Origin of the sequence: Actinoallomurus sp. NPDC050550, assembly GCF_040655075.1 — a bacterium.
Classification (GTDB): Bacteria; Actinomycetota; Actinomycetes; order Streptosporangiales; family Streptosporangiaceae; genus Actinoallomurus.
The window spans coordinates 51,652-72,136 of sequence record NZ_JBFAJC010000007.1 but is presented as its reverse complement, the minus strand read 5'-3'; the positions used below and the strand labels follow the sequence as shown (position 1 = coordinate 72,136).

Sequence of the window (20,485 nt, the reverse complement as noted above, 5' to 3'; positions counted from 1 at the left end):
GGAGGATGGGCGGATGCGCATCCGTGCGGTGGAAACCGGTGATCTTCCGATCCTCCAGGACATCGAGGTGGCCGCCGGCCGGTTGTTCCGCGACGTCGACATGCCGGAGATCGCGGGGGACGAGCCGCTTCCGCTCGGGGAGCTCACCCGTTACCAGCAAGGCGGGATGGCGTGGGCGGCGGTGGACGCGGCCGATCGGCCGGTCGCCTACCTCATCGCCGCGCGCATCGACGCCGGGGTGCACGTGGAGCAGGTGTCGGTGCATCCGGACAGCGCGCGTCGGCGGATCGGCCGGTCGCTCCTCGGCCACGTGGCCGCCCAGGCGGAGGACGGAGGCGCGTCGGCGCTCACTCTGACGACCTTCGAGCACGTGCCGTGGAACGCTCCGTACTACCTGCGGTGCGGATTCCGGCGGCTGACGGACGCCGAGCTCACCCCTGACCTGCGAGCCATCCGCCGACGAGAGGCCGTCCTCGGCCTGGACCGCTGGCCGCGAGTCTGCATGCTGCGCCCTCTGAATGGTTTTTGACAGATCCATCAAAAACTGGCAATCTGCGGGCATGGCACGTCCGAGGAAGTTCGACGCCGACGCGGCCGTCGAGGCGGCGATGGAGACGTTCTGGACCAAGGGCTACACCGCGACCTCGACCGATGATCTGATCAACGGGACCGGGATGCTCCGCGGCAGCCTCTATAACGCCTTCGGCAGCAAGCGGGGCCTGTTCGAGTTGGCGCTGCGGCGTTACCGGGACAAGGGTGCGGCCGGGCAGAACGCGATCCAGGCGGACCGGCCGCCGCTGGAGCGCATCCGGTGGCTCATGCTCAGTGGCGTGGATCGGACGGTGGCCGACCGTCGCGGCTGCCTCGCGGTCAATACCGTGACCGAACTGGCCGGCGCGGAACCCGAACTGTCGGCGCTGGCCCGCCAGTGCTTCACTCAGCTCGAAGCGGCGCTGGTGGAGGCGGTCGAGGACGGCAGGGCCCAGGGTGAGATCCGGGCCGACCGACCGGCCCGCCTGCTCGCTCGCCAGGTGATGAGTGCCTTCCACGGTCTGCTCGTGCAGGCCAAGGCCGGCTACAGCCCCCAGTCGCTGCACGAGACCGTCGACGCGGTGGTCGCCGACCTGCGCGTCTGAGTGCCGGCGGGACAGCGTCTTCGCGCGCCCAAGTTTTTGACTGATCCATCAATAATGGAGGGTTCCATGCTCCTGCTGCCCGTCATCCTGGCGGCCTTCTTCATGTACGGCTTCGACGGCAACGTGGTCAACGTCGCCCTTCCCGCCATCCAGTCCGACCTCGGTGCCGGGGCGGCGGCACTGGAACTGGTCGTCGGCGGCTACGTCTTCAGCTACGCCGCCGGGCTCGTCCTCGGCGGCCGTCTGGGCGATCTGCTCGGCCGACGGAGGATGTTCCTGACGGGCGTGGTGGCCTTCACCCTGGCCTCCATGCTGTGCGGACTGGCGCAAAGTCCGGTCCAACTCGTGCTGGCCCGCATGCTGCAGGGACTGACGGCCGCCGCCATGGTGCCGCAGGTACTCGCCCTCATCACCACCGTCATCCCTGGGGAGCAACGGCCACGCGCGCTGGCGTGGTTCGGCGTCACCGGTGGACTCAGCGGCGTGTGCGGGCAACTGCTGGGCGGCCTGCTGCTCGGCGCCGACGTCCTCGGCCTCGGCTGGCGGGCGATCTTCTTCATCAACCTGCCCGTCGGCCTGATCGTCTTCGCCCTCGCCTCCGCCCTGCTGCCGCGCACCACCGCCAACGGCCGCCCGGCCCTGGACGGGATCGGCGCCTTGGGCGTCTCCGGATCGCTGGCGCTGGCACTCGTGCCCCTGGTCCTCGGCCGGGAGGAAGGCTGGCCGGTGTGGACCTGGGTGCTCCTGGTGTCCTCCGTGCCCGCGTTCTGGGCCGCCGTGATCTGGGAGCGACGCCTGGCCGCCCGCGGTGGTCAGCCGCTGCTCGACCTGACACTGTTCCACCGGAAGGTCTTCACCATCGGCATGGCCATCAACGCCGCGTTCATGGCCTTCTTCTCCAGCTACATCTTCGTGATCAGCCTCACTCTGCAGACCGGTTTCGGGTACAGCCCACTCCGGGCAGGGCTCATCTTCACCCCCACGGCGGTGCTGGCCATGGTCACGTCGCTGGCGGGCAAGCGTCTGATCGTCAAGTACGGTCTGCGGGTCATGACCGCGGGCGCGGCGATCACCGGGCTGAGCGTGCTTCTGGTCGCGGTCGGGTTGCAGACCGAAGGGCACCGCGTCGCCGTCCCGTGGCTGCTCACCGCGATGGGCCTGATGGGCGTCGGCAACGGCCTGATCCTGCCGTCCCTGGTCGGCGCGCCGATGGCGGGGATCACCCCCGAGCGGGCCGGCGTCGCCTCGGGCACGCTCTCCACCATCCAGCAGTTCGCCGGCGTGACCGGTGTCGCCGTCGTGGGCGGGATCTATTTCGCGGTGCTCGACCGTGATGGGTACGCGACGGCCGCGGAGGTGGCCGCATGGATCGCACTGGCCCTGGTGCTCACGATGATGGTGCTGACGGTACGGCTGGCCAGAGCCGTGGTCGCGCAGCGCCGGCCGAGCACCGACAAGCCCGAAGCCCTGGTCTCCTGACATCTCCTCGCGTGCCCACACGCACCCCGTGACAGGCCTCCCGCACGGCGGGCCGCCCACAGCGTGGGCGGCCCGTCCGTCTCGGGGTTACTCCTGAGGAGGCTCTCCCGCCTCGGGGGCGGCGTCTCCGGCCTGGTCGGCGGCGTCCGGGGCACTGAGCGTGACGGGGCCGGCGATCGCGGCGATCGGCGCTGCCAGCCTTTCGCCGGATCCGTCGCGGCGGCCCAACTCGGTGGGCAGGTCGGTCGCCTTGCCGGTCATCCCGGCGGCTTTCGCCGGGACCGGGCCGGCCCAGGCGAACAGCAGCGTGTCCTCGCCCTTGAGGAACCGCTGCGCCCGGACGCCGCCGGTGGCGCGGCCCTTCGCCGGGAAGTCGGCGTAGTCCGAGACCTTGATCGCACCGGTCTGGGTGCCGGGCAGCGCGGTCGAACTGCCCGCGATCGTGACGACCAAGGACTCACGGGAGCCGTCGAGGGCGCCGAACCAGATGGCCTTGGCGTCGGAGCCGAGACGGATGCCGGCCATACCGCCCGCCGCGCGGCCCTGCGGGCGTACGGACGAGGCGGGGAAGCGCAGCAGCTGCGCGTCGCTGGTGATGAAGACCAGGTCGTCGTCCTCGGACTCGAGCTGCACCGCGCGGACGACCCGGTCGCCGTCCTTGAGGCCGATGACCTCGAACTCGTCGGCGTTCTTCGGGTAGTCGGGCGCGACGCGTTTCACGACACCCTGCTCGGTGCCGAGGGCGAAGCCGCGGGTGTCGAGCGAGGCGATCCCGACGATCGTCTCGTCCTGCTCGAGTGCGACGAACTCGCTCACCGGCGCGCCGCCGGCGAGGGACGGCGGGGACGCCGTCGGCGGTATGGCGGGGATGTCGATGACGTCCATCCGGATCAGGCGGCCGGTGTCGGTGACCGCGCCGACCTGGCCGCGCGCGGTGGCGGTGACCGCTGAGACGATCACGTCGTGCGCCGCCCGTGGGCCGTCGGCGGGCAACGGCTCGGCGGACATCGTCCGGGCGAGCAGGCCGGTGGAGGACAGCAGCACGAAGCACGGGTCGTCGGGAACTTCCAGCGGCACCACGGCGGTCTTGGCCTCGCCGGTGGACTCCAGCAGCGCGGTGCGGCGCGGGGTGCCGAACGTCTTGGCGATCTCGGCGAGCTCGTCGGAGACGACCTTGCGGAGCTTCCGCTCCGACTCGAGGATCGCGGTGAGCGCCGCGATCTCCTTGGTGAGCTGCTTCTTCTCCTTCTCCAGCTCGAGCCGGTCGTACTTGGTGAGGCGGCGCAGCGGCGTGTCGAGGATGTACTGCGCCTGGATCTCCGACAGCTCGAACGTCTCCATCAGCCCCGACTTGGCGGCGGCGGAGTCGTCGCTGGCCCGGATGACCTGGATGACCTCGTCGATGTTCAGCAGCGCGATCATGAGACCGTCGACGAGGTGCAGCCGGTCCTCCCGCTTGGTGCGGCGGTACATGCTGCGGCGCCGCACGACCTCGATGCGGTGGTCGACGTACACCTGGAGCAGCTCGCGCAGGCCCAGCGTGCGCGGCTGGCCGTCGACCAGCGCGACGTTGTTGATCCCGAACGTCTCCTCCATCGGCGTGAGCCGGTAGAGCTCCTCCAGCACCGCCTCGGGGTGGAAGCCGTTCTTGATCTCGATGACGAGGCGCAGGCCCTGCTGCCGGTCGGTGAGGTCCTTCAGGTCCGCGATGCCGGCCAGCTTCTTCGCGTTGACCATGTCCTTGATCTTGGCGACGACGCGCTCGGGGCCGACGGCGTACGGCAGCTCGGTGACGATGATGCCCTTGCGCCGGGGCGTGACCTGATCGATGTGCGCGGTGGCGCGGGTGCGGAACGTGCCGCGCCCGGTCGCGTACGCGTCGCGGATGCCCTCCAGGCCGACGATCTTTCCGCCGGTGGGGAGGTCCGGCCCGGGCACGAAGCGCATGAGCTCCTCGAGGGGCGCCTCGGGGCTGTCGATCAGGTGGCGGGCGGCCGCGATCACCTCGGTGAGGTTGTGCGGCGCCATGTTGGTCGCCATGCCGACCGCGATGCCCGACGCACCGTTGACCAGGAGGTTGGGGAAGGCCGCGGGCAGGACCTCCGGCTCCATCTCCTGCCCGTCGTAGTTGGGGCGGAACTCGACGGTCTCCTCGTCGATGCTCTCGACCATGAGCATGGCCTCGCGGGCCATCCGCGCCTCGGTGTACCGCATCGCGGCGGGGGAGTCGTCGCCGCCGAGCGACCCGAAGTTGCCGTGCCCGTCGACCATGCGCATCCGCATCGCCCACGGCTGGGCGAGCCGGACGAGCGCGTCGTAGATGGCGCTGTCGCCGTGCGGGTGCAGCTTGCCCATCACCTCGCCGACGACGCGTGCGCACTTGACGTGCCCGCGGTCGGGCCGCAGGCCCATCTCGTTCATCGAGTAGAGGATGCGGCGCTGGACGGGCTTGAGCCCGTCGCGCGCGTCGGGAAGCGCCCGCTGGTAGATGACCGAGTAGGCGTACTCGAGGTAGCTGCCCCGCATCTCCTCGGAGACATCGACGTCGACGATGTTCTCTTCGAAGTCCGGCGGGGGAGGGGTCTGCGAACCGCGTCGTGCCATGCAGCCATTGTCGCGGGTTCCGGTGACATCTTTGGCCGCTCTCCGTCTCTTCCGGCATGTCTCGGCCTGACACACGGTCGATATACGACCAAGGTCGGTCGACGCGGCACTAACGTGAGGCCTCTCGGAGAAGGAGCGCCCGCATGTACGCCGACTTCCAGTTCGAGATCTACCTCAACGGCCTGAACGACGTCCTGCCCTCGCTGCCGACCGACCTGACCCGCCTGGAGGCGCTCGCCCGCGAGAAGCTGCCGGAAGAGGCGTACGACTACATCGCCGGGTCGGCGGGCACCGGCGACACCGCGGTCGCCAACCGCGAGGCGTTCCGGCGCCGGCGGATCGTCCCGCGCATGCTGCGCGGCGTCACGGGCGGCGATCTCACCACGCGGGTGCTCGGCGCGGAGCTGCCGGCCCCGCTGCTGCTGGCGCCGGTCGGCGTGCTCCGCATCGCGCACCCGGAGGGGGAGCTCGCGGTGGCGCGGGCGGCGCGTTCCCTCGGCCTGCCGATGATCCTGAGCACGGCCGCGTCGTACGGCATGGAGGAGGTCGCGGAGGTGGCAGGCCCGCGCTGGTACCAGCTGTACTGGCCGGGCGACCGCGACCTGGCGGTCAGCTTCCTGGAGCGGGCGGCGGCCGCGGGCTACACCGCCCTCGTCGTCACAGTCGACACGTTCACGCTGGCCTGGCGGCCGGGCGACCTCGACAACGCCTACCTGCCGTTCCTGCGCGGCATCGGGATTCAGAACTACCTCGCCGACCCGGTCTTCACCGCCAAGGCCGGGGCGGATCCGGTCGCCCACTGGGCCGGCGTCTTCGGTAATCCGGGCCTGACCTGGGACGACCTGGCGTTCCTGCGCGAGCACTGGGACGGGCCGATCGCGTTGAAAGGGATCCAGCAGACCGACGACGCCCGCCGCGCGGTGGACGCCGGAATGGACGGCATCGTCGTGTCCAACCACGGCGGGCGCCAGGTGGACGGGGCGGTCGCCGCACTCGACGCGCTGCCGATCATCGCCCACGCGGTCGGCGACCAGATCGAGGTGCTGTTCGACAGCGGCGTACGGACCGGCGCGGACGTTCTCAAGGCCCTGGCCCTGGGCGCGAAGGCGGTCCTGCTGGGCCGCCCGTACGTGTACGGGCTGGCGCTGGACGGCGAGGAGGGCGTCCGGCACGTGCTGCGCTGCCTGCTCGCCGAGCTCGAACTCACGCTCCGGCTGTCCGGCCACGACGGCGTCGCCGCCGTGTCCGCGGAGTCCCTCCACGAGGAGCGGTAGCCGCGGGACTGACGTATGTCATGGCCGCGCCCCGCGAACCTCATGCCCGTCCGGTGACGTCGCGCACTGCCGCGCCTCCCGTCGTCCCGGGACCCTCGGAGCATGGAAACGGCGATCGAGGTGCGGGATCTGCACCAGAGCTACGGCGACTTCGCGGCCGTACGCGGCGTGTCGTTCGCGATCCGTCCGGGTGAGGTGTTCGCCCTGCTCGGGACCAACGGGGCGGGCAAGACGACCACGCTCGACGTGATCGAGGGCTACGAGCGGGCGGGGTCCGGGGACGTACGGGTGCTGGGCGCCGATCCGTACGAGCAGCGGGACCGCGTCCGTGCCCGGATGGGGATCGTGCTGCAGGACGGCGGCTTCTACAACGACCTCACGGTCGCCGAGACCGTGGACGCCTGGCGTCGCTGGACGCCCTCGGCGATGCCCCGCACGGAGGCGCTGGCGCTCGTAGGGCTCGACGGGCGGGCGAGCGTACGGGTCGGGAGACTGTCGGGCGGGGAGAAGCGGCGGCTGGATCTGGCCCTCGCCGCGCTGGGGCGCCCGGACGTGCTGTTCCTCGACGAGCCCACCACCGGCTTGGACCCCGAGGCCCGGCGCGGCGTGTGGGACCTGATCCGGGAGCTCTCCGGCGAGGGCGCGACCGTGCTGCTCACCACGCACTATCTGGACGAGGCACAGCGACTCGCCGACCGGCTCGCGATCATGAATGAGGGACGGATCGCGGCGGAGGGGACCGTTCGGGAGATTCTCGCCCGGCGGGCCCCGCGCATCGCCTTCGGCCTGCCGATGCCGTCCGAGCTGCCTTTGCTGCCCGGGGCATCGGCCACGTACGAGGGGGACCACGTCGTCATCGAGGCGCGGGACGTGCAGCGGACGCTGCGCGAGCTGCTCGACTGGGCCGAACGCCGCGGCCTCGAGCTGACCGACCTGGAGGTCACCCGCCCGTCCCTCGAAGAGATCTTCCTGGAGGTGGCCGGATGAACCGGTCGACAACGCTCGAAAGCCCGGTGGGGATCCAGGGGCGCGCTGCCTCGGTGCCCGGATGGCCGGCGATGGTCTGGGCGCAGGTCCGGCTGAACCACGCGGCCTTGCTTCGCCAGCGCGGCCTGGCGTTCAGCGTGCTGACGCTGCCCCTGTTCCTGGTCGTCGTCTACACGATGAACCCGACGGCCCACGAGACGCTCGGCGGCGTGCCCCTCCGGGCGTACGTCGGGGTCGGAACCCTCGCGATGGGCTGCCTGGCCGCCTTCATGAGCGTGTCGGCCGCCGCGGTGTATCGCCGGGAGGAACGGATCTACAAGCGGCTGCGCGGCACGGCGCTGCCGGTCGGCGCGATCTTCGCCGGTGACGTGGCGTACGCGGTCCTCGTCGGCCTGGTGCAGGAGGCCTTCGCGGCGGGGTATCTCATCGTGGTGCTGCACGCTCCGATGCCACGGAACATCCCCCTCATCCTCGTGGCGAGCCTCATCGGCTCGGTCGCCTTCTGCGTACTCGCGCTGGGCGTGTCGGGGCTGCTGCCCAGCAACGAGGTGGCTCAGCTCGCGTCCGTTCCGGTGCTCCTCATCGGGGCGCTGGGCTCCGGGATGGCGATCCCGCTCTCGGCCCTGCCGGGCTGGGCGCGCGGCGTCTGTGAGGTCCTGGCGCCGACCCCGATCGTGCGGGCGGTCCGCACCGGCTGGTTCGGCCGGGACTTCTCCGCCGAACCGGCCAAGCACGTCGCCGCGCACCACGTCGGCCTCCTGAACGGCTTCCAGGTGTCCGGCGCGGGACTGGGCGTGGCACTGCTGTGGATCGCCGTCGGCCTCTGGTTGACCCGGCGCTTCTTCCGCTGGGATCCTCGCCGGGCCTGAGCACGGGTGAAGGGGGTATCCGATGCAGGTCCGCCTGCCGCGTCCCGGTGTGATCGCCGCTGTGGTGACCGTCCTGTACGGGTTGGGGAGCACGGCACAGATCCTCACGCCGGTGGTGTGGACGTTCTCCGAGTCCCACTCGCCGGTGCGGCGGACGGTCGCGGTGGCCGCGTTCGTCGCGCTTCCGCTGCTGTACACCAGGCTCCTGTGGGTGGCGACACGCCGCCGGGTGGCCGCGCGGCACTACGTCGACCTGGCCGAACGCGTCGGCGCGGCCGGCGGCGAGTTCTCGGCGGGCCCGGCCGGGGACGGAACCTTCCGGGTCACGGCGAGCGTCCCGCGGACCGGCGGGCTCGCGACGGGAGAGACGGCGGAAAGGAGCGTCGCGTGATCAGGGTGCTGCTCGCGGACGATCACCATCTGGTGCGCGAGGCACTGGTCGCGCTGCTCGCCACCGAGAACGGCATCGACGTCGTCGCCGACGTCGGTCGCGGTGACGAGGCGGTCGAACAGACGCTACGTCTCCGGCCGGACGTCGCGGTCCTCGACATCGACATGCCCGGCCTCGACGGCCTGGCCGCGGCCGAACGCCTCGCCCGTGACCTGCCCGGCTGCCGCGTGATGATCGTGACCGGCCACGGCCGCCCGGGCAACCTGCGGCGGGCCATGGCGGCCGGGGCGCGCGGCTTCCTCGGCAAGGACGTGCCCGGCGCGCGGCTCGCCCAGGTGATCCGCCAGGTGCACGCCGGCGCGCGGTACATCGACCCGGAGCTCGCGGCCGACGCGCTCGCCGCGGAGGAGTGCCCGCTCACCGCCCGGGAACTGGACGCTCTCCGGGCGGCGGCGGACGGGCGGCCGGTCTCCCGGATCGCCCGCGACCTCGGCCTGTCGGAGGGCACCACGCGCAACTACCTCTCGGCCGCCGTCACCAAGCTGGGCGTCGGCAACCGGCACGCCGCCGTCGGCAAGGCCCGCGACATGGGCTGGCTTTGAGCGGGAGGGGACGGTTGCGCGGGGATGGCTGCGCCGGGACGACAACGCCGGGACGGCTGCGGCAGGACGACTACGACGGGGTCGAACTCACCGCGTTTTGACTTCCTCCCCCTTCTGAAGTGAAGAAGGGGGATTCCCATCGGCCTTGCGGCCGATCCGGCCTTCAGGCCGGGCGCCTCGCGGCGCGGGTTTCCTGTTTCAGCGCCGACTGCGGAAGGGAGGACCCTTGCCGTCTTACACCAGCTCCACAGGCATCACCAGGCGTTGGCCCGGCTACGGCTCGACCAGCCGCAACGATGTTCTTGGCCGCGTTGATGTCCCGGTCATGCCGGGTACGGCAGCCCGGACACGTCCAGTGCCGGGTCGAAAGACTCAACTCAGCGAGCAGATGCCCACACACCGAGCAGGTCTTGGACGAGGGATACCAGCGATCGATCACCACGAGCGTGCGCCCGGCACGTTCGGCCTTGTACTCCAACTGCCGACGGAACTCCCCCCACCCCGCATCACTGATGACGCGCGCCAGCCTACGGTTCTTGACCATGTTGGCGACTGCGAGGTCTTCGATGACGATCGTGTCGGCCCTGCGGACGAGGCTGGTGCTGGTGCGATGCAGGAAATCGGCGCGGGCGTTACGGACCTTGCGGTGCGCGCGGGCGACCTTGGCCTTGGCCTTACGCCGGTTCATGCTCCCACGCTCGCAGCGGGCCATCCGCCGCTGATACCGGGCCAGGTTACGGGCCTTACGCTCCAGGTGGCGGGGGTTGGCGATGCGTTCCCCGTCGGAGGTGACCGCGAAGTCCTTCACGCCGAGGTCGATGCCGATGGCATGCCCGGCCTCGTCCATGGGCTCGGGGGCGTCGGTGTCGATGGCGAACGTCACGTACCAGCGGCCGTCCGGGTCTCGGGAGATGACGGCCATGGTCGGGTTGAGCGTGGACACCTCGACGTCGTCGAAGGACCACACGAACCGCAGCGGTGTCGTGGTCTTGGCTATGTACAACTCGCCGTTCTTCATGCGGAACGCCGAGCGGGTGTAGTGCGCGGTCTGCCGGGATTTGCGGTTCTTGAACCGCGGGTACTTGGTGCGGCCGGCGAAGAAGTTCGCGAACGCCGCGTGCTGGTGCCGCAGCGTCTGCTGCAGCGGAACCGACGACACCTCCGAGAGGAACGCCAGATCCTCGGTCTTCTTCCACGCGGTCAACGCCGCATCGGTCTGCTTGTAAGAGGTCTTCTCACCCTGCTGATAGGCCACGTGGCGTTCGGTGAGGGTCTTGTTCCACACCAGGCGCACACACCCGAACGTGCGGTTGAACACCGCCGCTTGTTCGGGGTCCGGGTAGGCCCGGCACTTGTACGCCGTCCGCATGACCGACACCTTACAACCGCCATTCGAGCATGTAAGGAGAATGGCGGAATGTTGGCGGAGTCCGTTCTGCACCGGTCCCGGCTACGCCGGGCCGCTCCTGACGGAGTCCGGATTCCTCCCCGGCCTGAAGCTGAAGGCCGGGGCATCCTCCGGAGGAGTAGGTGAAATATGCTCGGTTCGTGAGCGATGAGGTCTTCCATCCCCCTGTTGAGGAGCTGACCCTGCCCAAGGTGCTCGCGGCCCTGGCCGATCCGGCGCGACTGGCGACCGTCCGGACGCTGGCCCGCGTGGGTGAGTCGGCGTGCGGCCGGATCCAGCACGACGCCGGGCTGGAGGTCAGTAAGTCCACCATGTCCCACCACCTGCGCATCCTGCGCGAGGCGGGCATCACCCACTCGCGGGTGCAGGGCGCCCGCCGCCTCCTCACGCTCCGCCGTGACGACCTCGATCGTCGCTTCCCCGGTCTGCTCGACGCCGTGCTCCAGCCGGAGCTCACCGAGGTCGCCTGAGCGTCAGGGGCCGATCCGTCCCCGCGTGGGTGGTCGACGCGGAGTCGGTGTGCGGTTGCGATGGGCCGGTCCATGGCGCCTTCCTGCGCGTGTCCCCGGGCGCTATGGCGCCGACGCGCTGAGTCCCTTCTTGCAGAAGTCGAGGTTCTTCTGGACGCGCGCGCGTTCGCTCGTGGGAAGGGCCTGTCCGGAAAGCAGGCGCTCGTTCACGGCGATCCCTTCTCGGTGGCGACCCGCGTAATAGGCCGCGACCCCGAGCTCGTCGAGTGCCCGCCAGGCGTAGACCGCATCGTCGATGAACAGGACGTCGTTCGGCAGTGGGATGTCACTGGCCGCCCGCGCGAACGGATACGCGGCCGCGGGGCGGCCCCGGAAGCGGAGGCAACGCGCGAGCTCGCAGGGCGCCTCGGCCCGCTGGGGGCGCGTCTCGAACGCGCGCAGGTAGTGCCCGACGACCGCGTCGTCGTCTTCGTCGAGACGATCGGCGAGGCGTGCGCGTTCGTAGAGCGAGTACCAGACCTCCTCGATCCACCCGCCCATCTTCGAGCGTCGCTCGTACGCGGCGGCCGCTCGCGCGTACTCGCCCGCGTCACGCCAGCTCTGCGCGAGGTAGAAAGCGTAACGAGCATTGTCCGGATCCGCCTTGAGGGCTTTTTCAAGTACCGCCGCGTCTTTCCGGAACTTATGAGGATCGGTCGAGCGTGCGCCATCGTACGTGCGGCGATAAGTGAGTCCATCGAGGCGTGCGAGCGTGCGTCCAGGGCTGGACATGATGACCTCGTGGAGGACGCCGACATAGTGGAAGTCGAGGTCGCCTCTGAAGAAGTGGACGCGATAATAAGAGGTCCCGGAGTCGTCGATGCGGATCTCATAAGAGTCGGCGGTGAGGCGCGGCATTGTGAACCCATCCGGGATCACGAGGACATCGTCCGCGTCCATCACCAGATCGTAGTCGGCCTTGCCGCGCGCCAGATCGATCGCCTCCGACCGGTTATGGCCGAAGTCCTTCCAAGGCCGCTCGTAGAGGTCGCCCGGCAGGTCGGCGAGCTCTTTACGAACGAGCTCCTGTGTGCCGTCGGTAGAACCGGTGTCGACGATGCACCACGAGGTGATCAGTGGTCTGACCGAGTCGATGCAGCGGGCGATGACGTGCGCTTCGTTCTTCACGATCATCGTGAGACAGAACGTTTGCTTCCCCGAAGACATGGCCTCTGATTGTAGGTTGGGCGGTGCCGGAAACCCGTTCGACACGCGTCGTAAAACGTCGAACGGGTCGGTCCCGAGTGCGGTTATGAGAGGGCTGGGCGACTTTGTGGGAGTCGGTCCTCTTTTTGGCATCTAACCAATTACATGCATAAAAGCGCCGAGGCTGTATCCCGCTTCGTTGATCGGCTATCGTCCGCCGTGGATCGGGAGCCGCTCCATGGGGCCGCCCGAGATGCGGGACGGGGGCGCTTCATTCTCGGACGGAGATGCCATGGGATCGCCTGGGGTCATCAGCCCGGCAGAGCGTGTGGACTCAACGGCTCGCCGCAATGCGCTTCGACGTCATCGCTGGCCTCTGCTGCTCGTCGGCGGCTGGATTTTTCAAGTGTGCGTCCGACTGCTGTTCGCCGAGTATCGGACGGCCCCCATCCTCATTCCCGATGAGACGGGCTACCTGCTGGCCGCGCGGCTGCTCGCCGGAGGCGCGGCCGGCAACCTGTCCGGGTGGTCGTTCTACCAGCCGGGCTATCCGCTCCTGATCTCTCCCGCGTACTGGCTGAGCGATGACCCGGTGACCGTTTACCACCTCGTCGTCGCGATCAATTCGCTGATCGGCGCGGCGCTCTTGCCGCTCGCCCATGTCGCGCTGCGCCGCCTGAAGCTGCCGCGCGCGCACGCGTACCTCCTCGCGACCGTGACCGCGCTCCTGCCGTCGGTCCTCTTCTACAGCCAATTCGCCATGGCCGACGCCGTACTGCCGGTCGTGATGCTCGGCTGGCTGTTGCTGATCCACTCGTGGATCGCCGGCGGGCGGCCGGGGTACGGCGCGGCGGCGAGTGCGGTGGCCGCCTACTGCTACTGCGTGCACTCTCGAGGCGCGATCATCGTGCTGGTGCATGCGGGTCTTCTCGCCGCGGCCCTGTGGCGTCGCTGGGCGAGCAGACGGGATACCGCGGTGATCGCCGGCACGCTGGTCGCCGCGTCGGCCGCCGCGTGGGCGCTGAACGGCTGGGCGAGGTCCCAGATCTATCCGGGCGGAGTGAACCCGCTGGGCGACTTCGTCTCCCGTCGTCTGACCAGCCCGGACGGGCTGGGGTGGACGCTGGGACTGGCCACGGGAAAGATCTGGTACCTCATCGTTTCGACCGTCGGCGTGGCCGGGGTCGGTCTGGTGGCCGTCGGCGTACTCGCCGCGCGCCGAAGCACGCCGGTCGCGATGCGGGCGACGGCATCCGTCATGCTCGCCGCGATTACGGGCATCGCGGTCGCCAGCTCGGCCGCGGTCCCCGACGAGGGCGCCGTCGCGAACTTCGCCTACGGCCGGTACCTCGGCTGCCTGGCTCCGGTGCTCTTCATTGCCGGGGCCGCGTTCGCGGTGCGCGCCACGAGAAGGGCGGCCGTCCAGGTCGTGCTCGCCACGGCGGCCCTGGCGCTGGTGACCGGTGGCATCGTGTGCCTGCACGCCGGGGATCGGCTCTCTCGGAGCTTCTTCACCGCATTGGAATTCCCCGAGATCTGCTTCTTCACCTGGAGCTGGGGCTCTTTGAAACTGTGGTCCGCCACCTGCGTCGCACTGCTGCTGCTGGCGCTGTCGGGCGCCGTGATCGCGAAGTGGCGCCGAGGCGGATTGCTCATCGTCGCCGCCGCCTTCATCGCCTTCGCCCTGGCCGACACGATCGTGGTCGCCAATCGAGTCGTCCGGCCCCCGGAGAGAATGCTGTGGTCCGCCGCGAGCCTGGCCCCGGCCGGGCTCCGTGCCCAAGACCGAGTGGCGGTCAACTATCCCGACCTGCCGTGGCGGATCTGGGTCGCGCAAGCGTTCCAAGTCCGCACCGGCCTGGTGCCGATCGACCGTTTTCGCGGTGCGACACTGCCGCCGGACGTGACGCTCGTCGTCGTGCCATGGGACGGTGTGCTGCCACCGGAGTTCAGCTGGCCCACCGCCCCCGCAGGCTGGCACCTCGTCTCGGTCCGCCGTACCTATACCGGCGACTGGGTCGCCTGGCGTCGAGGAAGGTGACCTCGGCAGCGGAAGCCCGCAGGGACGACCGGCATACGCCGTGGAACAGGGAGTCCTGGGCGCTCCCACCTTCGAGTGCGCCCAAGACTCCCTGGGTCGGTCGATCGTGGTCGGTCGATGTCAGATCATCGGCCGTGCCTTACCGGTGCTGTGGTGCTCCAGCCGACTGCGGCCGAGCGGCCAGCCGGGCGGCGCGGAGCAGCGGCAGTCCGGCTGCGGCGGCCCTCCGGTTCGCCATGAAGGTCTGAGCCAGAGGCGTGGTGAACGGAATGGTGATCGCTGCGGTGCAGTTGGCGGCCGTGGGGATCGCCCCCGCCGGCGTGACAGTGCATTCCCGTTCCTCTACCACACCATTCGTCCCGAGCACGGTGATCTCCAGGACATTGCCATGGTTGGACAGCGCGACGCAAGCCGGCGTCTTGTCCGGGAACAGACTGTTGATGTTCGTGAACGGGCTGAGCATCACAGGAGAGGCCGGCGGTCCACCCCTCGTGTCGACTGATGCGAGGAAGAGAGTGCCATTCCGGGTCAGCCCGACGAACTTCGTGAAGCTGTCGCCCGGGGCGGTTTCCGCGGCGAGGCACACACCCGCGGCGGCCGGGCCTGTCGGGCCGGTGGCACCTGTCGGGCCGGTGGGGCCAGTCGCGCCCGTTGGGCCGGTGGCGCCGGTGCCTCCCGTTGGGCCGGTGGCGCCCGTTGGGCCAGTTGCGCCCGTTGGGCCGGTCGCGCCGGTGCCCCCCGTTGCGCCGGTCGCCCCGGTCGCCCCGGTCGCCCCGGTCGCCCCGGTCGCGCCGGTCGCGCCGGTCGCGCCGGTGGCACCCGTGGCTCCTGTGGCGCCAGCGGGACCGGTGGGGCCGGGCGACGCTGCGTTTCGGATGACGGCGAGGTTGTTGGCGCGGATTTGGTTACGGATCGGTACGCGAACGAACTGCTCGTTGTTGTTGGCGTTGAAGTTCGCGTGCCGATGGAGCAATCTGAAGCGGCTGTTGTGGAAAGTGCGGAAACTGCTGTGATGGCGCCAGCCGTCCGCAGGAGCCTGGGCGTACGCGGAAATGCTGCCGATCATCCCGCTTCCGGTCACGGCAAGCATTCCGGTGGCAATAATCGCCTTCTTCTGCATTTTCCCCTCATTTTCGGAACGATGTGATGGCGTTCGTATCTGTCGCAATGGGTGTCTGGAGTCCGACGCGATCTATATTCCCGCGTATTCTGATGGCAATATACGTATCGGGTAAGGTGATCACCAAGAGGCGTGTCGGAGATGCGGTAGTCATCGTGAGTGTGGTCCGCTCCGTCATTCGCCCGCACTTTGCTAAACGAGTCAATCTGGACACCGGGATCAAGCTGGGAATCCGGGGCTTTATGGTATGGCGCGGCGGTGACGAGAGGTGGATACCCCTCCTGGTGTTCCATGAGACCCGTTTCGCGCGATAGTCCCAGCTATTACGCGCGACACCGCGTCTGCCGGCCCACCCCATCCGCGAATACCGCCCGAAAGGGACAGAAATCCCGGGATCTCCGTAGCGAGGATCAACCGAAGGGCTTGTTCGCCGCCTGCCTGGCGGAGCAGGCGGGTAGCAGGCCCGACCGGTCCCGACGCCGGCACCGGTCATCGGTCTGTCGGGCCGATCCGTCGCGGGCGGTCGGTGCGGGCTGGTACGAAGGACTGCATGGCTGACGAAGCGGACCGGGGACCGGCCGAAGACGCCCTGCGGGAGGACGCCGAGGCGTGCCTGCGATCGCTCGCCGGGGACCACGCCCGGCTGCGCGAGGACCAGTGGCTCGCGATCCGCGCGCTGGTCGTCGAGCGGCGGCGGGCCCTGGTCGTGCAGCGCACCGGATGGGGCAAATCGGCGGTCTACTTCGTGGCCACGGCCCTGCTGCGGCGGCGCGGCGCCGGGCCGACGGTGATCGTCAGTCCGCTGCTGGCCCTGATGCGCAACCAGATCGCCGCCGCCGAGCGGGCCGGCATCCACGCGGCGACCATCAACTCCGCCAACCTCGACGACTGGGAGCGGGTCTACGCCGACGTCCGCGACGGCGCCGTCGACGTGCTGCTGGTCAGCCCGGAGCGGCTCAACAACCCGGACTTCCGCGACCAGGTTCTGCCCGAGCTGGCGGCCGGCGCGGGACTGGTCGTCGTGGACGAGGCGCACTGCATCTCCGACTGGGGGCACGACTTCCGGCCCGACTACCGCCGGCTGCGCACGCTGTTCGCCGAGCTGCCGCCCGGCGTGCCGGTCCTGGCCACCACCGCGACCGCCAACGCGCGGGTCACCCATGACGTCGCCGATCAGCTCACGGGCGGATCCGACCAGGAGACCCTCGTGCTGCGCGGCCCGCTGGAGCGTGAGAGCCTGCGCCTGTCCGTCGTACGGCTCCAGGGGGCCGAGCAAAGGCTGGCCTGGCTCGCCGGGCGGCTCGACACCCTGCCCGGATCCGGGATCATCTACACGCTCACCGTCGCGGCGGCGCACGAGATGGCCGGGTTCCTTCGCGACCGCGGATACGCCGTCTCCGCGTACACGGGGCAGACCGAGCAGACCGAGCGCCTGCAGGCCGAGCAGGATCTTCTCGACAACAAGGTGAAGGCCCTGGTGGCGACCAGCGCGCTCGGCATGGGGTTCGACAAGGCGGATCTGGGGTTCATCGTGCACCTGGGCGCCCCGCAGTCACCCGTGGCGTACTACCAGCAGATCGGCCGGGCCGGGCGCGGCGTGGAGCGGGCCGAGGTGATCCTGCTGCCGGGCACCGAGGACCGCGACATCTGGGCCTACTTCGCCGGTCTGGCCTTTCCCCCCGAGCCGGTCGTACGCCAGGCGCTGGGGGCGCTGGAGGAGGCGGGCACACTGTCCACCGCGGCGCTCGAGACCCACGTCGACCTGGGCCGCAGCCGCCTGGAGATGATGCTCAAGGTGCTCGACGTCGACGGCGCCGCCCGCCGCGTGAAGGGCGGCTGGACCGCGACCGGCCGGCCGTGGGCGTACGACCGGGAGCGTTACGAGCGGGTCGCGGCCGAGCGCTCCCGCGAACAGCAGGCCATGCTCGAGTATCAAACGACCGGTTCCTGCCGGATGGAGTTCCTCCGGCGGCAGCTCGACGATCCGCAGGCGGTGCCGTGCGGGCGCTGCGACAACTGCACCGGGCGGCACCTGACGGCGGAGGTGCCCGAGGAGGAGACCGTACGGGCCCGGGAGCGGCTGAGCCGCCCGGGAGTCGAGGTGACGCCGCGCCGGATGTGGCCGACGGGCATGAAGGCGGAGGGTATTTCCGGGCGTATCCCCGCCGACCTGCAGGCCGAGCCCGGCCGGGCGCTCGGGAGGCTGACCGACATCGGCTGGGGCAACCGGCTGCGCGGTCTGCTCGCCGACGGCGCGCCCGACGCCCCGGTGTCCGACGAGGTCTTCGGCGCGATCGTGAAGGTCCTCGCGGCGTGGGACTGGGAGCGCCGGCCCGCCGGAGTGGTCGCCATGGGCTCGGCGACCCGGCCGGGGATGATCGCCGACCTGGCCCGGCGCGTCGCCGGGATCGGCCGGCTGCCCTACCTCGGCGAGGTCGCGTACGCGGACGGCGGCCCCGGTCCGCGCCGCCACAACAGCGCGCAGCGGGTCCGCGCGCTCTGGAACGCTTTCGTCGTTCCCGACGCGGTGCGTTCCGCGGAGGGGCCGGTGCTGTTGGTCGACGATCTGGTCGACACCGGCTGGACCGTCACCGTCGTGGCGCGGCTCCTGCGCGAGGCCGGCGCCCCCGCCGTCCTCCCGCTGGCCCTCGCCGCCGTGAGCTGACCGGCCGCCCCGGATCGGGGCCCCCGTGACCTTCACGATCCTGGACGACCGGCCATCGCACGCTTAGGAATTGTTCTAGAGTGCAAAAAGTCGTGTCCACCTGTTCTGGAGAACATCTAGAGGTCATCTCACCGCTAAGTGCGATCACTTCCCGCTGAACTGTTCTCGCGGACAGAACAACGCCCGAATTGGACGTCTGATGAGTGAATCGTCCGGTATTCATCCGCTGCGTGACGACAGGCTCGGCGAGTTGCTGAGCTGTGCCCCGCCGCTGCTCGACACCACCCTCGACCAGCTGAGGACGCTCCTGGTCGTCCGCGAGACGGGCTCGGCGCTGCGCGCCGCCCGGCTGCTCGGCCGCGAGCAGTCCAGCGTGCAGAAACAGATGGACACTCTCAACCGCAACTACCAGGACCTCTGCGGAGAGGTCCTCACCGTCAAGCAGGGGCGGGGCAAGGACGTCCTGTTCACGCCGACCGGCGAGGCGATCACGCGCCTCGCGGGCGCCACCCTGAGCGAGTGGCTGGCCGAGATCCACTCCTCCCGCCGGCGCCTCGGCAGCACGCTCACCGTGGGCACGACCGAGTTCACCCTGAAGACCGTCTCCCGCGCCTGGGCGCGCCTGTCCGAGGAGTTCCAGCGCCGCGAGGTCGAGTTCCGCGTCGTCCACGTACGTACGAAGGACGTGTGGTCGCGGCTGGAGTCCAAGAGCGTCGACCTGGTCTGCGGCACCATCGTCGCGGTCCCCGGCGACGAGACGCGCCTGCGGCCGTACGACGTCATCGAGCTGGCGCGCGGCCGCCCCGTCCTCCTCACCAACCTCAGCGAGCAGGAGCTCCCGCTCAGCGTCGTCACGAGCAGCCGCCTGCCGGAGATCCCGCTCGTGGTGCCGTCGACCGGACTGATCGCCGACTTCCTCGGCCACTGGTACGGGCCCAACTTCCGGGACCGCCTCGACATCGTGGCCGACATCGACGACATCTCCTACGGGCTGTCACTGCTGAAGTCCGGCCTCGCCCGCGGCTGCATGATCGTCACGCGGTCGATCGGCGACCGGTCGCGCGCCGAGGGACTCCGGGTCATCGAGCTGCGCAACGACCTCGAGGCCGCCCCGGAGATCATGACCGGGGCGTTCGTCAGCAAGGAGGACCGCGTCCGGTACGAACCGCGGCATCCGCTCAACCTGCTGTGGGCCGCCATGCGCGAGGAGGCCGCCGCCCGGGCCGAGGCCGCCGAGCGATGACCGTACGGCCTGTGCGGTTTCTCAGAGCATGGGGCGGGCGCCGAGGTGGCTGATCGCCCGCGCGGCGAGCCGGCAGCCGTTCGCGAGGCCCTCCACGGGCGGCTTGCCATCGAGCCAGACCGGCAGGAATCCGGCGATGAAGGCGTCACCAGCGCCCGTGCCGTCGGCGATCTCCTCCACCGGCTCGGCCGGCACCCGGATCGGGTCGGTGGGGCCGTTGCTGAACCACAGCGCGCCCTCGGCCTCCATCTTCACCACGACCTCCGGGTACCAGGCGGTCAGCACCTTGGCCGCCTGCTCCGGGTTGTCGCGGCCGGTCAGCACCTCGGCCTGGGAGGTGTTGACGATCAGCAGCCGGACGCCCTGTGTCCACTCGAGGAACGGCTCGGCGCCGGCCCGCTTGAGATGGGAGTTGGAGCCGCCGTCCACGGTGACCGACATCTGCGCCCGCTGCGCCAGCTTCATCGCGTGCAGGACGGCCTGCCGGGCCCCCTCGTTGAGCAGGGAGTAACCGGACACGTGGAGATGGGCGCCGGGACCGAAGAGGTCCTGCGGGATGTCCTCGGGGAGCAGCGCGGCGTTGGCGCCCGGGTCCGACAGCATCGTCCGGTCGCCCTTGTGGGTCACCATGACCACGCACGTGCCGGTCGCCCGCTCCGGATCCATCACGAGCCGGGCGTCGACGCCGTAGCCCATGAGCTCCATGTCGCGGTTGCGGCCCGCGATGTCGGCCCCGCGCCGCCCGATGAACGCCGACTCGACGCCCTCGACGGCCAGCCAGGCCGCGATGTTGGCTCCCGAGCCGCCGCCGTGCATCGTCACGTTGGCCGGCGTATCTCCGCCTTTCGCCAGCGGGAACGCGGCTCGCGCGACGGCATCGGTCATCAGATCACCGACCACGACCACGCGCGTCATGTCGTCCACCCACCCTGTTCCCTGCGGCTGCCACCCCCGAAAGGCGGCCTGCCTGCGCGACCCGGAGAAAAACCTAACAGCTCCCGGTACCCGGGT

The 20,485-nt window shown here is 70.1% G+C and carries 17 protein-coding genes; 12 read left to right on the top strand and 5 right to left on the bottom strand.

The annotated features are described in order from the left end of the window. Positions 1-13: 13 nt before the first annotated feature. From AB0I04_RS12275 to AB0I04_RS12265, 3 genes are all read left to right on the top strand, one after another. Positions 14-529, top strand: a complete 516-nt coding sequence (locus tag AB0I04_RS12275) for a GNAT family N-acetyltransferase (RefSeq protein ID WP_360882574.1) — start codon at positions 14-16, stop codon at positions 527-529. Between the two features lie 31 nt (positions 530-560). Beyond that, positions 561-1,136, top strand: a complete 576-nt coding sequence (locus AB0I04_RS12270) for a TetR/AcrR family transcriptional regulator (protein ID WP_360882572.1) — start codon at positions 561-563, stop codon at positions 1,134-1,136. A gap of 66 nt (positions 1,137-1,202) precedes the next feature. Further along, positions 1,203-2,615, top strand: coding sequence for an MFS transporter (locus tag AB0I04_RS12265; protein ID WP_360882570.1), 1,413 nt, complete (start codon positions 1,203-1,205; stop codon positions 2,613-2,615). An 87-nt stretch (positions 2,616-2,702) separates the two neighbouring features. Here AB0I04_RS12265 and AB0I04_RS12260 read toward each other — a convergent pair whose 3' ends face one another. Beyond that, positions 2,703-5,219, bottom strand: coding sequence for a DNA topoisomerase IV subunit A (locus AB0I04_RS12260; protein WP_360882567.1), 2,517 nt, complete (start codon positions 5,217-5,219; stop codon positions 2,703-2,705). Positions 5,220-5,362: 143 nt separating this feature from the next. Between AB0I04_RS12260 and AB0I04_RS12255 the strand changes: the two genes are divergently transcribed. The 5 genes from AB0I04_RS12255 (at position 5,363) to AB0I04_RS12235 (ending at position 9,342) form a co-directional block, all read left to right on the top strand. Continuing rightward, complete coding sequence (locus AB0I04_RS12255; RefSeq protein ID WP_360882564.1) at positions 5,363-6,493, top strand: lactate 2-monooxygenase; 1,131 nt, start codon at positions 5,363-5,365, stop codon at positions 6,491-6,493. 102 nt (positions 6,494-6,595) lie between these two features. Further along, positions 6,596-7,480: an ABC transporter ATP-binding protein gene (locus AB0I04_RS12250; protein ID WP_360882561.1), complete on the top strand. Its 885-nt coding sequence runs from the start codon at positions 6,596-6,598 to the stop codon at positions 7,478-7,480. After that, positions 7,477-8,349 (top strand): ABC transporter permease, encoded by an 873-nt coding sequence (locus AB0I04_RS12245; protein ID WP_360882558.1) that lies wholly within the window; start codon positions 7,477-7,479, stop codon positions 8,347-8,349. The genes AB0I04_RS12250 and AB0I04_RS12245 overlap by 4 nt, the downstream gene beginning before the upstream one ends. A gap of 22 nt (positions 8,350-8,371) precedes the next feature. Continuing rightward, positions 8,372-8,740 carry a hypothetical protein gene (locus tag AB0I04_RS12240; RefSeq protein ID WP_360882555.1) on the top strand — a complete coding sequence of 123 codons (369 nt, stop codon included), beginning with the start codon at positions 8,372-8,374 and terminating at the stop codon, positions 8,738-8,740. Further along, positions 8,737-9,342: a response regulator transcription factor gene (locus AB0I04_RS12235; RefSeq protein ID WP_360882552.1), complete on the top strand. Its 606-nt coding sequence runs from the start codon at positions 8,737-8,739 to the stop codon at positions 9,340-9,342. The genes AB0I04_RS12240 and AB0I04_RS12235 overlap by 4 nt, the downstream gene beginning before the upstream one ends. Before the next feature lie 163 nt (positions 9,343-9,505). Here AB0I04_RS12235 and AB0I04_RS12230 read toward each other — a convergent pair whose 3' ends face one another. Then, on the bottom strand, positions 9,506-10,711 hold the full coding sequence (locus AB0I04_RS12230) for an RNA-guided endonuclease TnpB family protein (RefSeq protein WP_360882549.1): 1,206 nt from the start codon (positions 10,709-10,711) through the stop codon (positions 9,506-9,508). 179 nt (positions 10,712-10,890) lie between these two features. Between AB0I04_RS12230 and AB0I04_RS12225 the strand changes: the two genes are divergently transcribed. Continuing rightward, positions 10,891-11,220: a helix-turn-helix domain-containing protein gene (locus tag AB0I04_RS12225; RefSeq protein ID WP_360882546.1), complete on the top strand. Its 330-nt coding sequence runs from the start codon at positions 10,891-10,893 to the stop codon at positions 11,218-11,220. A 102-nt stretch (positions 11,221-11,322) separates the two neighbouring features. Here AB0I04_RS12225 and AB0I04_RS12220 read toward each other — a convergent pair whose 3' ends face one another. After that, the gene (locus AB0I04_RS12220; RefSeq protein ID WP_360882543.1) at positions 11,323-12,393 is read right to left on the bottom strand and encodes a glycosyltransferase; all 1,071 of its coding nucleotides are present in this window, start codon (positions 12,391-12,393) and stop codon (positions 11,323-11,325) included. Positions 12,394-12,811: 418 nt separating this feature from the next. Here AB0I04_RS12220 and AB0I04_RS12215 point away from each other — a divergent pair, with 418 nt between their 5' ends. Then, positions 12,812-14,446: a hypothetical protein gene (locus AB0I04_RS12215; RefSeq protein WP_360882540.1), complete on the top strand. Its 1,635-nt coding sequence runs from the start codon at positions 12,812-12,814 to the stop codon at positions 14,444-14,446. Positions 14,447-14,585: 139 nt separating this feature from the next. On the opposite strand, the gene AB0I04_RS12210 is transcribed toward AB0I04_RS12215, so the two are convergent. After that, positions 14,586-15,566: a hypothetical protein gene (locus AB0I04_RS12210; RefSeq protein ID WP_360882537.1), complete on the bottom strand. Its 981-nt coding sequence runs from the start codon at positions 15,564-15,566 to the stop codon at positions 14,586-14,588. A 550-nt stretch (positions 15,567-16,116) separates the two neighbouring features. Here AB0I04_RS12210 and AB0I04_RS12205 point away from each other — a divergent pair. After that, entirely contained in the window at positions 16,117-18,231 is a 2,115-nt protein-coding gene (locus AB0I04_RS12205) for a RecQ family ATP-dependent DNA helicase (protein WP_360882534.1), read from the top strand. 199 nt (positions 18,232-18,430) lie between these two features. Further along, the gene (locus tag AB0I04_RS12200; protein ID WP_360882531.1) at positions 18,431-19,474 is read left to right on the top strand and encodes a LysR family transcriptional regulator; all 1,044 of its coding nucleotides are present in this window, start codon (positions 18,431-18,433) and stop codon (positions 19,472-19,474) included. A gap of 21 nt (positions 19,475-19,495) precedes the next feature. On the opposite strand, the gene AB0I04_RS12195 is transcribed toward AB0I04_RS12200, so the two are convergent. Next, positions 19,496-20,389, bottom strand: coding sequence for a sugar kinase (locus AB0I04_RS12195; RefSeq protein ID WP_360883179.1), 894 nt, complete (start codon positions 20,387-20,389; stop codon positions 19,496-19,498). Positions 20,390-20,485: the final 96 nt, after the last annotated feature.

What these genes read in the sequence shown, in the direction of transcription:
- AB0I04_RS12275 (WP_360882574.1), top strand. Translation starts at nt 14, where the DNA reads ATGCGCATCCGTGCGGTGGAAACCGGTGATCTTCCGATCCTCCAGGAC.
- AB0I04_RS12270 (WP_360882572.1), top strand. Translation starts at nt 561, where the DNA reads ATGGCACGTCCGAGGAAGTTCGACGCCGACGCGGCCGTCGAGGCGGCG.
- AB0I04_RS12265 (WP_360882570.1), top strand. Translation starts at nt 1,203, where the DNA reads ATGCTCCTGCTGCCCGTCATCCTGGCGGCCTTCTTCATGTACGGCTTC.
- AB0I04_RS12260 (WP_360882567.1), bottom strand. Translation starts at nt 5,219, where the DNA reads ATGGCACGACGCGGTTCGCAGACCCCTCCCCCGCCGGACTTCGAAGAG.
- AB0I04_RS12255 (WP_360882564.1), top strand. Translation starts at nt 5,363, where the DNA reads ATGTACGCCGACTTCCAGTTCGAGATCTACCTCAACGGCCTGAACGAC.
- AB0I04_RS12250 (WP_360882561.1), top strand. Translation starts at nt 6,596, where the DNA reads ATGGAAACGGCGATCGAGGTGCGGGATCTGCACCAGAGCTACGGCGAC.
- AB0I04_RS12245 (WP_360882558.1), top strand. Translation starts at nt 7,477, where the DNA reads ATGAACCGGTCGACAACGCTCGAAAGCCCGGTGGGGATCCAGGGGCGC.
- AB0I04_RS12240 (WP_360882555.1), top strand. Translation starts at nt 8,372, where the DNA reads ATGCAGGTCCGCCTGCCGCGTCCCGGTGTGATCGCCGCTGTGGTGACC.
- AB0I04_RS12230 (WP_360882549.1), bottom strand. Translation starts at nt 10,711, where the DNA reads ATGCGGACGGCGTACAAGTGCCGGGCCTACCCGGACCCCGAACAAGCG.
- AB0I04_RS12220 (WP_360882543.1), bottom strand. Translation starts at nt 12,393, where the DNA reads ATGATCGTGAAGAACGAAGCGCACGTCATCGCCCGCTGCATCGACTCG.
- AB0I04_RS12210 (WP_360882537.1), bottom strand. Translation starts at nt 15,566, where the DNA reads ATGCAGAAGAAGGCGATTATTGCCACCGGAATGCTTGCCGTGACCGGA.
- AB0I04_RS12205 (WP_360882534.1), top strand. Translation starts at nt 16,117, where the DNA reads ATGGCTGACGAAGCGGACCGGGGACCGGCCGAAGACGCCCTGCGGGAG.
- AB0I04_RS12200 (WP_360882531.1), top strand. Translation starts at nt 18,431, where the DNA reads ATGAGTGAATCGTCCGGTATTCATCCGCTGCGTGACGACAGGCTCGGC.
- AB0I04_RS12195 (WP_360883179.1), bottom strand. Translation starts at nt 20,389, where the DNA reads ATGACGCGCGTGGTCGTGGTCGGTGATCTGATGACCGATGCCGTCGCG.